Origin of the sequence: Sphingomonas sp. Leaf37, from assembly GCF_920939475.1 — a bacterium.
Lineage (GTDB): Bacteria > Pseudomonadota > Alphaproteobacteria > Sphingomonadales > Sphingomonadaceae > Sphingomonas.
This window is the reverse complement of sequence record NZ_CAKLAX010000003.1, coordinates 605,260-617,735: the sequence shown is the minus strand read 5'-3', so window position 1 is coordinate 617,735 and position 12,476 is coordinate 605,260. Positions and strand designations below refer to the sequence as shown.

12 protein-coding genes are annotated in these 12,476 nt (G+C 66.1%); 5 read left to right on the top strand and 7 right to left on the bottom strand.

Going from position 1 to position 12,476, the window contains the following annotated elements; genetic code table 11:
* Window positions 1-66 precede the first annotated feature (66 nt).
* Complete coding sequence (gene clpB, locus LRA87_RS12640; protein ID WP_230631813.1) at window positions 67-2,646, bottom strand: ATP-dependent chaperone ClpB; 2,580 nt, start codon at window positions 2,644-2,646, stop codon at window positions 67-69.
* A 182-nt stretch (window positions 2,647-2,828) separates the two neighbouring features.
* Between clpB and LRA87_RS12635 the strand changes: the two genes are divergently transcribed.
* The 3 genes from LRA87_RS12635 to LRA87_RS12625 all read left to right on the top strand — a co-directional run bounded on the left by LRA87_RS12635 (window position 2,829) and on the right by LRA87_RS12625 (window position 7,058).
* Window positions 2,829-5,672: a M16 family metallopeptidase gene (locus LRA87_RS12635; RefSeq protein WP_230631811.1), complete on the top strand. Its 2,844-nt coding sequence runs from the start codon at window positions 2,829-2,831 to the stop codon at window positions 5,670-5,672.
* A gap of 11 nt (window positions 5,673-5,683) precedes the next feature.
* Window positions 5,684-5,983, top strand: coding sequence for a hypothetical protein (locus tag LRA87_RS12630; RefSeq protein ID WP_230631810.1), 300 nt, complete (start codon window positions 5,684-5,686; stop codon window positions 5,981-5,983).
* Between the two features lie 205 nt (window positions 5,984-6,188).
* Window positions 6,189-7,058 (top strand): hypothetical protein, encoded by an 870-nt coding sequence (locus LRA87_RS12625; RefSeq protein WP_230631809.1) that lies wholly within the window; start codon window positions 6,189-6,191, stop codon window positions 7,056-7,058.
* Window positions 7,059-7,080: 22 nt separating this feature from the next.
* Here LRA87_RS12625 and LRA87_RS12620 read toward each other — a convergent pair whose 3' ends face one another.
* Genes LRA87_RS12620 through LRA87_RS12595 form a run of 6 tightly spaced genes read right to left on the bottom strand, consistent with a single transcriptional unit; the run spans window position 7,081 to window position 11,549 of the window.
* A complete protein-coding gene (locus LRA87_RS12620; RefSeq protein WP_230632284.1) occupies window positions 7,081-8,136 on the bottom strand; it encodes a 5-(carboxyamino)imidazole ribonucleotide synthase in 1,056 nt (351 codons plus the stop codon).
* A complete protein-coding gene (gene purE, locus LRA87_RS12615; protein ID WP_230631808.1) occupies window positions 8,136-8,618 on the bottom strand; it encodes a 5-(carboxyamino)imidazole ribonucleotide mutase in 483 nt (160 codons plus the stop codon). The genes LRA87_RS12620 and purE overlap by 1 nt, the downstream gene beginning before the upstream one ends.
* Before the next feature lie 59 nt (window positions 8,619-8,677).
* Window positions 8,678-9,364: a 2,3-diphosphoglycerate-dependent phosphoglycerate mutase gene (gpmA, locus tag LRA87_RS12610; protein WP_230631807.1), complete on the bottom strand. Its 687-nt coding sequence runs from the start codon at window positions 9,362-9,364 to the stop codon at window positions 8,678-8,680.
* Entirely contained in the window at window positions 9,364-9,825 is a 462-nt protein-coding gene (locus tag LRA87_RS12605) for a GNAT family N-acetyltransferase (RefSeq protein WP_230631806.1), read from the bottom strand. The genes gpmA and LRA87_RS12605 overlap by 1 nt, the downstream gene beginning before the upstream one ends.
* Window positions 9,825-10,934, bottom strand: coding sequence for a M14 family metallopeptidase (locus LRA87_RS12600; RefSeq protein WP_230631805.1), 1,110 nt, complete (start codon window positions 10,932-10,934; stop codon window positions 9,825-9,827). Before LRA87_RS12600 ends, LRA87_RS12605 begins: the two co-directional genes overlap by 1 nt.
* 12 nt (window positions 10,935-10,946) lie before the next feature.
* Complete coding sequence (locus LRA87_RS12595; protein WP_230631804.1) at window positions 10,947-11,549, bottom strand: DUF4136 domain-containing protein; 603 nt, start codon at window positions 11,547-11,549, stop codon at window positions 10,947-10,949.
* Between the two features lie 139 nt (window positions 11,550-11,688).
* Here LRA87_RS12595 and ykgO point away from each other — a divergent pair, with 139 nt between their 5' ends.
* Together ykgO and LRA87_RS12585 are read left to right on the top strand one after the other, a co-directional pair.
* Window positions 11,689-11,814, top strand: coding sequence for a type B 50S ribosomal protein L36 (ykgO, locus tag LRA87_RS12590; RefSeq protein ID WP_003046794.1), 126 nt, complete (start codon window positions 11,689-11,691; stop codon window positions 11,812-11,814).
* A 6-nt stretch (window positions 11,815-11,820) separates the two neighbouring features.
* Entirely contained in the window at window positions 11,821-12,468 is a 648-nt protein-coding gene (locus tag LRA87_RS12585; RefSeq protein WP_230631803.1) for an HAD family hydrolase, read from the top strand.
* The last annotated feature ends 8 nt before the right edge of the window (window positions 12,469-12,476 follow it).

Genomic DNA, 12,476 nt, shown 5'->3' with positions numbered 1-12,476 from the left:
AAAAGAAAGGAGCGGCTGCAAGGCCGCTCCTTTTTTGTTGTCCGCGATCGATGTGAAACGCCGGCCTCACTCGACCTGAAGCGCCAGTTTCCCGTCCCCCTCGTCCACCCGTACGACTGCGCCATCCTTCACGTCGCCGCGCAGGATCAGGTCGGCCAGCGGATCCTGCAGATAGCGCTGCACCGCGCGCTTCAGCGGCCGAGCGCCGTAGACCGGGTCGTAGCCGACGCGGCCCAGCCACGCCCGTGCCGCATCGGTCAGGTCCAGCGTCACCTTGCGATCGGAGAGCAACCTGCCGACGCGCGCCACCTGGATGTCAACGATCGGCGCCATGTGCGTCTGCCCCAAGCGGTGGAACAAGATCACCTCGTCCAGCCGGTTGAGGAATTCCGGACGGAAGTGCGCCCGGACGATCTCCATCACCTGCGGCTCGACCGTCTCGACGTCCTGCCCCTCCTCAAGGCTGGCAAGATATTGCGAACCGAGGTTGGAAGTGAGGATGATCAGCGTGTTGCTGAAATCCACCGTGCGGCCCTGACCATCGGTCAGCCGCCCGTCGTCGAGCACCTGCAACAGCACGTTGAACACGTCGCCGTGTGCCTTTTCGACCTCGTCGAACAGCACCACCTGATATGGCCGCCGTCGCACCGCTTCGGTCAGCACGCCGCCCTCTTCATAGCCGACATAGCCGGGAGGTGCGCCGATCAGCCGCGACACCGCATGCTTCTCCATGAACTCGCTCATGTCGATACGGACCATCGCGTTGGGGTCGTCGAACAGGAACTCGGCCAGCGCCTTGGTCAGTTCGGTCTTGCCGACTCCCGTCGGGCCGAGAAACAGGAAGCTCCCCAGCGGGCGGTTAGGGTCCTGCAACCCCGCCCTTGCACGGCGTACCGCGGTCGAGACGGCGCGTACCGCGTCGGCCTGGCCGATCACGCGCTTGCCGATCACCTCTTCCATGCGCAGCAGCTTGTCGCGTTCGCCGGCCAGCATCCGCTCGACGGGGATACCCGTCCAGCGGCTGACGACACCGGCGATGTCGTCGGCGGTGACCTCTTCGCGCAGCATTGCGCCCTTGGTGACGTTCTGTGCCTCGGCCAGCTGCTTCTCGAGCGCGGGAATACGGCCGTAGGAGAGCTCGCCCGCCTTCGCCAGATCACCGGCGCGCTGCGCCTGTTCCAGCTCCAGCCGCGCAGCGTCGAGCTGCTCCTTCAGCTTCGCCTCGCCGGCGATCTTGTCCTTCTCCGCCTGCCAACGCTGCGTCAGCTCGGCCGATTGCTGCTCGAAGTTCGCGAGTTCCTCCTCCAGCGTTTCGAACCGGTCGCGCGACGCCTCGTCGGTTTCGCGTCGCAATCCCTCGCGCTCGATCTTCAGGCGGAGGATGCGGCGATCGAGCGTCTCTATCTCTTCGGGCTTGCTCTCCACCTCCATGCGGATGCGGCTCGCGGCCTCGTCCATCAGATCGATCGCCTTGTCGGGCAGGAACCGGTCGGTGATGTAACGGTTCGACAGCGTCGCCGCCGACACCAGCGCACCGTCGGTGATCCGCACGCCGTGGTGAAGCTCGTATTTCTCCTTCAGCCCGCGCAGGATACTGATCGTATCCTCGACCGTCGGTTCGCCGACGAACACCGGCTGGAAGCGGCGCTGCAACGCCGGGTCCTTCTCGACGTACTTGCGATATTCGTCGAGCGTGGTCGCACCGACGCAATGCAGTTCGCCGCGTGCCAGCGCCGGCTTCAGCAGATTGCCCGCGTCCATTGCGCCCTCGGACTTACCGGCGCCGATCAGCTGGTGCATCTCGTCGATGAACAGGACGATGTCGCCTTCTGCGGCCTTCACTTCGTCGAGCACGCCCTTCAGCCGCTCCTCGAACTCGCCGCGATATTTCGCACCGGCGATCAGCGCGCCCATGTCGAGCGACATCAACGTCCGACCCTTCAGCGTGTCGGGTACGTCGCCATTGGCTATGCGCAGGGCGAGCCCCTCGGCGATCGCGGTCTTGCCGACGCCGGGTTCGCCGATGAGGGCGGGGTTGTTCTTGGTGCGGCGCGCGAGGATCTGGATCGTACGGCGAATCTCCTCGTCGCGGCCGATCACCGGGTCGAGCTTGCCGTCGCGCGCCGCCTGCGTCAGGTCGCGGGCGAACTTTTTCAGCGCATCGTAGCGGTCCTCCGCCGATGCGGTGTCCGCGGTCCGGCCGCCGCGCAGCGCGTTGATCGCGCCGTTCAGGCCCTCCGCCGTCGCACCCGCAGCCTGCAGCGCCCGGCCTGCATTCGTCGTCTGCGCAAGCGCGAGCGCCAGCAGCAGCCGTTCGACGGTGACGTAGCTGTCGCCAGCCTTCTGGGCGACCTGTTCGGCAGAATCGAGGACCCGCACGGTGTCGTTGTCGAGCCCCGGCGTCGTCTGTGCTCCCGAACCGGACACCGCCGGAATCTTGCCGAGTGCGGTGTCGACCTCCGCGACGGCGCGCTTCGCGTCGCCACCGGCAGCCTGGATCAGCCCGGCCGCCATGCCCTGATCGTCCTCCAGCAGCGCCTTGAGGATATGGTCCGGCGTGATCCGCTGATGGTTCATGCGGATCGCGACGGTCTGCGCCGACTGGAGGAAACCCTTCGCGCGATCGGTGAATTTCTCGAGGTTCATATCAGCCCTGCTCCAACCTCATCTCAGTATTGCCCGAATGTAGTGTTGCCATTGTGCAACACAAGTGTGGCGGATCGTCGGAATCGCCGAAAACAAAATCCGTGTCGGTCGCTTGCCAGCGGTACCGTCACCGTTATGCTCCACCAGCACAGTCGTTCAAGACATACCGGGGATCCTGCACCATGACGAAGCTTCTCGCGCTTGCCGGCGTCGCATCGATCGCGCTCGTCGCGCCGCTGCACGCCCAGACCGCGGCCGCCATCAAAGCCGCGCCGGTATCGGCGCTCGTCAAGTCGGTGGACATCCCTTACCAGCAGTTCACGCTGAAGAACGGCCTGCGCGTCATCGTCCATACCGATCGCAAGGCGCCCGTCGTCGCGGTCAGCGTATGGTACGACGTCGGCGCGAAGCACGAGCCGAAGGGGTCGACCGGCTTCGCGCATCTGTTCGAACATCTGATGTTCAACGGGTCGGAGAATGCGCCCGACGACTTCTTCGAACCGCTGAAGCAGGTCGGCGCGACCGACTTCAACGGCACCACCAACCTCGACCGCACCAATTATTTCGAGACGGTGCCGACCGGGGCGCTCGACCGGGCGCTGTTCCTGGAAAGCGACCGCATGGGCTATCTGCTCGGCGCGATCACGCAGGCGAAACTCGACGAGCAGCGCGGCGTCGTCCAGAACGAGAAGCGGCAGGGCGACAACCAGCCCTATGGCCTGGTTCGCTACAAGGTGACCGAGGGGCTGTTTCCCGCCGATCACCCTTATGGTCATGACACGATCGGGTCGATGGCCGATCTGGATGCGGCGTCGCTGCAGACCGTGAAGAACTGGTTCACGGCCAATTACGGCCCGAACAACGCGGTGCTGGTGCTCGCCGGCGATGTCGATGTCGCCACCGCACGGCCGCTGGTCGAAAAGTATTTCGGCGCGATCAAGGCGGGCCCGAAGAGCGTCAAGCGCCCCGCACCGGTACCCACGCTCGCCGCGCCCAAGGCGGAGACGATCAAGGATCGCGTCGCCGCGGTGATGGTGTCGCGCAACTGGGCGATCCCCGGCGGCAACGCGCCCGATGCCGCGGCACTCGACGTAGCGGCGACGGTGCTCGGCGGCCTTGCCTCCAGCCGGCTCGACAACATCCTCGTCAAGCAGGAGAAGCTGGCGGTCAACGTGTCGGCCTATGCCGGTGGCGGAGCCGAGGTCAGCAACTTCGGCATCCGCGCGATCGTCAAGCCGGGCGTCGACCCCAAACTGGTCGAGGCGCGTATCGACGCGATCCTCGCGGACTTCCTGAAGAACGGCCCGACGCAGGACGAGGTCAGCCGCGTAGTGACCACACGCGTCGCCGGCACGATCGGCGGGTTGGAATCGGTCGGCGGTTTCGGCGGCAAGGCGGTCGCGCTGGCGCAAGGTGCGTTGTTCTACAACGATCCCGGCTTCTACAAGACCCGTCTCGCCCGCCTCGCTGCGCAGACACCCGCCACGGTCAAGGCCGCCGCCGACAAGTGGCTCGGTCGTCCGGCCTATGCGCTGACCGTCGAACAGGGTGCGCGCGAAGCCTATGCGGAGGCGACCGTGCCACCACCAGTCGCGGTAAAGGCTGCGCCCGAGACGCCGGTGAAGGGCACGCGCGGGCCGCTGCCCGCCGTCGGTGCGCTCACCGGGCTGACCTTCCCGGCGGTGCAGCGTACCCGGCTGAACAACGGGATCGAGGTCGTCTACGCGCAGCGCACCGCGGTGCCGGTGACGCAGGCGGTCTTGAGCTTCGATGCCGGTACCGCCGCCGACGTCGCGGGCAAGCTCGGCACACAGGGGCTGACGCTGGCGATGCTCGATGAAGGGACGACCAGCCTGAACTCGATCCAGCTGGCCGAGGCGAAGGAAAGGCTGGGCGCGGAGATCGGCACCGGCAGCAGTCTCGATCGTACGACGATGTTGATGCAGGTCCCGAGCGCCAATCTGATGCCGGCCCTGACGCTGTTCGCGGACATCGCCCGCAATCCCGCGTTCGACGAAGCGGAGCTGGCCCGCGTCAAGACGCAGACGCTTGCCGGCATCCAGCAGGAATTGACCAATCCGATGGGCCTGATCGGCCGCGTCGTGCCGCAGGTCACCTACGGCCCCGACTTCCCCTATGCCAAGGCGCAGGGTGGCGGCGACCCGCGTGCAGTGGCGGCGCTGACCCGTGCCGACCTGATCGCCTATCGGCAGGCCTGGCTGCGGCCGGACAAGGCAAAGCTGTTCGTCACCAGCGATCGCCCCCTCGCCGAGGTGACCGCGGCGCTGAACGCGGCGCTCGGCGACTGGACGGCGACCGGCACGGCCGGCACCAAGAACTTCGCCGTCGCCCAGCGTCCGGCCGTGCCCGCGATCAAGCTGATCGATCGGCCCGACAGCCCGCAGTCGGTGATCGTCGGTGTGATCCCGACCACCCTCAAGGGCACGCAGGACCTGCTGCCGGTCGCCACCGCCAACGACGCGCTGGGCGGCAGCTTCCTCGGCCGGCTGAATATGGACCTGCGCGAGAACAAGCATTGGTCCTATGGCGCCAATGGCCGCTTCCAGACCGCGGAATATGCCGCGCCGTTCATCCTGTCCGCGCCGGTGCAGGCGGACAAGACCGGCCCCTCGCTCGCCTCGGCACGCGACGATGTCGTGGCGTTCCTCGGCAAGGAGCCGATGACTCAGGTGGAATTCACCCGCGCAATCAACGGCGCGATCAACGCGCTGCCCGGCACCTACGAAACGTCGGACGCGGTGCTGGCGGCGATGCAGAGCAACGACCTCTACAAGCGGCCCGACGATTACCAGACAACGCTGACCGCGCGCTATCGTGGCTACACGCTGCCGCAGCTGAACTCCGCGATCCAGAGTGCGTTGGATGCCAAGCGGATAACCTGGGTCGTCGTCGGTGACGCGGCCAAGGTGAAGCCGCAGCTTGACACCCTTGGCCTGCCGGTCGAGGTCGTGCCGGCAAGTGCGGTGGCCGGCGGTTCTGCCGGTGCCGTGACCGCAGCGAAGTAAGGAGAGTGGCAATGGCCGATGTCGATGGCAGCTGGGACTGCACCGTTAAATCGCCGCTGGGCGACCAGAACCTGACCCTGACCGTGAACAGCGACGGGTCGACCTTCACCGGCACCGCATCGGGTGCGATGGGCTCGAGCGACGTGACCGGCGAAGTCTCGGGCAACACGATCACCTGGAAGCAGCAGATGACCGTGCCGATGCCGATGACGCTCGATTGCGAAGCGACGGCGGAGGGCGACACGCTGACCGGCACGGTCGGCGCCGGCGCGTTCGGCAGCTTCCCGCTGTCGGGCAAGCGCACGGGTTGATCCGATCGGCAACCGCCGATCGTAGCGCATGCGCGGCCCGTCTCCTGACGAGGAGGCGGGCCGTGACGGTTTCCGGGGCGCCGCTTCGCGGCCGATCGATCGCTGGCATCGGAATGGAGGATGCCCGATGCGCGTCGCAGGGTCATGTTCGACGCGCGGGCCTCGACCTGTCATGCTACATGACGAGGCAGTGGTATCGGGATGTATGACGCTTAGGTACATCGTAAGGGCGGCAGGCGTTGTAACGCTGGGCGTGACCGCAGCGGCTGGTGCACAGGTGCCGACAACCCCGGGCGCCGTATCCGGAACGCCGACACCGCCCACCGACGATATCGTGGTGAATGGGTTGCGGGATCTCGATCTCAACGATCCCGAGGCACCGGTGACGCATCGGACCATGGGCACCAATCGGACCGGTTACAGCGCCAATGCCAGCAACGGCATCTTCGCGATGTCGGAGCGGTTTGCACGATGCGCGGTCACGCCGGAACTCAACGCGAAGCCCGCGGCGCGCGACGCGCTGCGCCGGGCACTGGATGGCCCCATCAACGGCGCCGGGCAGCGCTTCTGGCAAGGTCGTTTCGTCGGCCTGCGTTCGACCTGCGCGCAGGACCCGCAACTCGCGCGGCTGCACGGCCTCGCCGCGATCGACGGCAAGCATTACGATCCAAGTTATTATGATCGCGGCGCAATGTACCTTCGCGCTCTCCAGATTTTCGCGCCGGGGCTGACTATGACCAGGGCGCAAACGGCTGATCCGGTCGTGCAACGGCGGTTCGATGCACGCGAGATCCCGCTCGCGCGTTATCGCTTACCGGTCGACCGCCGGTATTTCGAGATCGCCGTATGTCTGGTCCGGATGCAGCCCGAACTATCGTTGCGTCTGGTGCGGACCCAACGCGCCGACCTGATCGGCAAGCTGGAAGCATCGATCGTCGGCGGTGGGCTCGTCTGTGTCGGTCGTGCGAAAAAGGTCTATTTCGATCCGGCGCAATTTCGCATGTACGTCGCTGATGCGGTATATCGCTGGGCAGTCGCGATCAAAGGAACCGATTCGCTCGTTCCCGCGCCCTGAGTAACGGTGCGCGACATGCGTGCTACCGCACGATGCGGGTGATGTGTCCCATCTTGCGTCCGGGGCGCGCCGTGCCCTTGCCGTAAAGATGCAGATGCGCGCCCGGCTCGCGCAGTACCGGCTGCCACGAATCCGCGCCGATCAGGTTTTCGAGCGCGACGGTTCGCCCGGTCAGCGCGGTGCTGCCGAGCGGGAGGCCACAGATCGCGCGGATGTGGTTTTCGAATTGCGAGGTTTCCGCGCCCTCGATCGTCCAATGCCCCGAATTGTGGACGCGCGGCGCCATTTCGTTGAACACGGGGCCGCCGGCGGTCGCAAAGAACTCGCATGCCAGCACGCCCACGTAGTCCAGCTCGGCGGCGATGCGACAGGCGAGCGCGGTCGCTTCTTCCGCCTGATCCAGGATGTCGCGCGGAGCGGGCACGGTCGAGGTGCGCAGGATGGCGTCGACGTGGACGTTATGCGGCGGGTCGTAGCGTACCGTCGCGCCATCCTGCCCGCGCGCGATCAGGATCGAGAATTCGTGGCTGAATGTGACGAACGCCTCCAGCACCGCCGGACCGCCGATCGCCTCCCACGCCGCATCCGCATCGGCAGGTGTGTGCAACCGCACCTGTCCCTTGCCGTCATAACCGAAGCGTGCGGTCTTCAGCACCGCGGGCGTGCCGACATGGGCCAGCGCCACCTCCAGCGATTCGCGGCTGTCGACCGCGGCCCAGCGCGCCGGGCGGCCGCCGACGTGCTCGACGAAGCGCTTTTCGGCGATCCGCTCCTGCGCCGCCGCCAGCGCGCGCGGGTGGGGGTGGACCGGCACGCGTTCTGCCAGCCATTCGACCGGCGCCAGCGCGATATTCTCGAATTCGTAGGTGACGACGTCGCACGACGCGGCGAAATCGGCGAGGACGATGCGGTTGTGATAATCCGCCCGCGTCATGCTGGATGCGGTCTGGGCCGCGACGCTCTCGCGGTCGGGCGCGAGCACGTGCGTGCGATAGCCGAGCTGCGCCGCCGCCACGCCGAGCATACGGCCCAATTGCCCGCCGCCGAGAATGCCGATCGTGCTGCCGGGCTTCAGCATCATGCCGGTTCGGTGGCGACCGCGTCGGTCTGCTTCTGCCGCCACGCCTGCAGCCGCTGCGACAGCGCTTCGTCGCTGGTGGCGAGAATCGCCGCAGCGAGCAGTCCGGCATTGATCGCGCCGGCCTTGCCGATCGCGAGGCAGCCGACCGGAATGCCCGCGGGCATCTGCACGATCGACAGCAGCGAATCCTGCCCCTTCAACGCCTTGCTCTGCACCGGCACGCCCAGCACCGGCAAATGCGTCATCGCCGCCGCCATGCCCGGCAGGTGCGCCGCGCCGCCGGCACCTGCGATCACCACTTTCAGCCCACGATCCGCCGCGGTCTTCGTATAATCGTATAGCCGGTCGGGGGTACGATGCGCCGAGACGACCCTGGTCTCATGCGGCACGCCAAGTTCGGCCAGCACGTCCGCCGCGCCCTGCATCGTCTCCCAGTCGGACGTCGAGCCCATGATGATGCCGACCAGCGGATATTCCATCGCGCGCACCTAGCGGGGGAGGAAGGGGAGGGCAACTTGAGTTGCCCGGTGGGTGAAGCTCAGCGTTCGCTCAGATAATAGCGATCCGTCGCCACAAGCGAACCGTCCAGTTCGTAGACGATCGGCTGACCGGTCGGAATCTCCAGTCCGGTGATTTCATCGTCGGGAATGTTCGACAGGTGCTTCACCAATGCACGCAACGAATTGCCGTGCGCCGAGATCAGCACCCGCTGCCCTTCGCGCAGCAGCGGTGCGATCCGCTCCTCGTAATAGGGCAGGACGCGGTCGATCGTGTCCTTCAGGCTCTCTGTCGACGGAATGGCGATGCCGGCATAGCGGCGATCCTGCGACAGATCATATTCGCTGCCCGCCTCCAGTACCGGCGGCGGAATGTCGAAGCTGCGGCGCCAGATATGTACCTGTTCGTCGCCATGCTTCGCCGCGGTCTCCGCCTTGTCGAGCCCGGTCAGGCCGCCGTAATGCCGCTCATTCAGGCGCCAGTCCTTTTCGGTCGGCAGCCACAGCCGGCCCATCGCTTCCAGCGCCAGATTGAGCGTCTTGATCGCGCGCGTCTGCAACGACGTGAACGTCATGTCGAAATCGAGGCCCTTCGCCGCCATCAGCTCGCCCGCCGCGCGGGCCTCCGCCGCACCCTTTTCGGTGACATCGACGTCCCACCAGCCGGTGAAGCGGTTTTCGAGGTTCCAGCTGGACTGGCCGTGGCGGATCAGGACGAGGCGAGGCATCAGGACTCCCGAAGAGAAAGGGTGAGGAACTGGTTGTGCGGACTGGGGCGATAGTCCGCGAAGGCATTCGTGTCGATGAAGCCGGCACTGCGGTATAGCGCGACGGCGGGCGCGTGCAGATCGGCCGTGCCGGTTTCCAGACTCAACCGGCAGTAGCCGCGCGCCTGCGCCTCCTCGATGACATGGGTGAGCAGCGCGCGGCCGACGCCTGTGCCGCGCGCCTCCGGGGCGGCCCGCATCGACTTCAGCTCGCCGTGATCAAAATCGAGCTGTTTCAGCGCGACGAAACCGACCAGCGTTTCGCCGCGCCATGCCGTCCAGAACGTCACCTCCGGCGCCGCCAGCCCGGTCGCGTCGAGGGCGAAGGCGAACTCCGCCATATTCCCGCGCAATTCGGTCAGGTGATGCGCCAGCAAAGCCGCGACGTAGGGCGCTGCCGGATCGTCGCGGCGGATATGCATCAGATCTCGTCGATCATCGTCGCCAGCACCTCGAGGCACGACACGCCGAGTCGCTTGCTGCGTTCGCCCGACCAGCCGAATTCCGCGTCGGGATTGGGGTCGTGATCCTTGAACGGCATCTCCAGCGTCACCGACACCGCGCCGAACCGCTGCGCCAGTTGATTGGTCGACATCGACAGGTTCGCATTGCCGGCGCTCGACTTCTCATATCCTTTGCCGACCTGAAAATCGGGCGTGTGTGCCGCCAGCCGATCGCCGAACGCATAGAATTTCGCGCCGTGATCGTCGGTCCAGTTGGGAATACCCTCGTAGCCCGCGATGAAGTTCGCCGGGATCGCCTCGTCGCCATGCACGTCGATCGCGAAGGCGACGCCGGTCTCGTCCATCGCATTGCGCACGCACAACACCTCGGGGCTGCGCTCTGCCGAAGGTGCATGCCATTCGCGATTGAGGTTCACGCCTGCCGCATTGGTGCGCAGATGCCCCCGTCGCGTGCCGTCCGGGTTCATGTTCGGGACGACATGCACCGTCGCCTTGGCCAGCAGCGGTGCCGCGGCGTCGCTGGTCAACCATTCCAGCGCGCCCTCCATCCACCATTCGGCCATCGATTCGCCGGGATGCTGACGCGCGTACAGCCACACCGGCCTGGGACCATTGCCGATCCGGAAATAGTCGATTGCCTGCCCGTCGAGCGACACGCCCAGTTCGCGATGCGTAACCCCCGGCTTTGCGGCGATCCGGGCGACCAGATCGTCGTGCATCTCCATCGTGTAGGGCGCGAAATAGGCAAACCACGCCAACTCGCCCTCGACCGTGTAATCGAAGGAGAGCACGCCGTCGTCGTAGGTCGTGTCGATCATCCGCCACGCCCGCCGATCGCCGCTGGCGCGTGTCTTGTATCCCGGCCAACCGAAGGGGTAGGCGGACGTGCCGGCATTGATGATGCGGAAGGTCAGCCGCCGCCCGTGCGCCCCGGCCACGCGAAAGTAGAACCACTGGAAGAAGTCCGAGGCGTGATCCTGCACGATCTCCAGATCGACGCGATCGCCATCGATGCCGACGAGACGGATATTGCCGCCGTCGAAGGCGGCGTTGATGCTGATGGTCATGAAAACGCCCGATTATTTGACGGTGATGGTACGGCCGGACTGACCGGGGAAGCCGGTGAACAGCGCCCGCGCGAGCTTGCCCGCCTGCTCGTCGGCACCCTTGATGTCGCTGACGCCCTGCGCGCGGCCTTCCCATACCGGCGACTGGTCGGCCCGCCGCTTGATCGTCACCGACAGCTCCGCGACCAGCAACTGCGTTGACCCGCCGCCGCCGATCGGAAAGCCGACGCCACCGCCCAGTCCGACGCCGCCACCACTCCGGCCGCCGCTGAAGCCGCCGCCACCGATGCCGATGCTGATCGGCGATCGGCGTGGCGGTCCCTCCTGGCTGGTGCGCGTGAAGCCGACGGTGGCGATGAAATCGGGCGTCACGCCCTGCGCCGGGACGCTATAGCCGGCCTTCAGCAATTCGCCCTGAACCGCGGCGGCATAGGTCTTGAACTCCAGACTGGCCGGCGCGCCGCCCGACAGCGGCTCGACCGCCACGGTGCCGCGCGCGATCGGCTCGCCGAGGTGATAACGGATGACCTCCGTCGGCGGCAGCGGCGCGGTGGTCGCACAACCGGCAAGCGTCGCGGCACCGATGCCGATGGCCAGAAGGGAACGGATGGTCATGACGGGAGCTACCTTTGCGATACGTTGCGCTGCTGAAACGCTCTAACGCGCCCTGCGTTGCTTGACTATTGCGACCCCGGCCCTTAGGCGCTCGCGCTTTCACCGACACCGTCAATTTCTAAAAAGAAGCGAATCGATCATGAAGATCCGCAATAGCCTGAAGTCGCTCAAGGACCGTCATCGCGACAACCGCGTGATCCGTCGTCGCGGCCGCACCTATGTCATCAACAAGACCAACCGTCGCTTCAAGGCGCGTCAGGGCTAAGCCATTTTGGCGACGCCTGCGGCCGACGTCATACCGGCGGCCGTTGTTCCAACGGCGGTCATCTTCGACGTCGGCCGGGTCCTGTACGACTGGGATCCGCGTATCCTTTACGGGCGCCTGATCGACGACGATCGGGCGCTCGATGCGTTCCTGCGCGACGTCGTCACGCACGAATGGCATTTCCAGCATGATGCCGGACGCGACTTCGCCGACACCTCGGCGGAGCTTGCCGCGCTGTACCCGCAGCATGCCGAACTGATCGCCGTGTGGGGCCCGCGTTTTCTGGAAAGCATCGGCGATCCGATCGCGGGCATGCGCGCCCTGGTCGACGAACTGGAAGCGGCGAATGTGCCGCTCTACGCGATCACCAATTTCAGCCACGAATTCTGGCCACCGTTCCGCGCGCGCGAAGCCGCGATGTTCGACCGCTTTCGCGACGTGGTCGTGTCGGGCGTCGAGAAGATGGTGAAGCCCGATCCCGCGATCTATCGCCTCGCGCTGGACCGGTTCGGACTGCGCGCGGAAAGCACCGTCTTTATCGACGACAATGCGACAAATATCGAAGGCGCGCTGAGCGTCGGCCTGATCGCGCTGCACTTCACCGACGAACCGACCCTGCGCAGCGACATGCGCACACTGGGCCTGCTCAGGTAAGAGCGGGC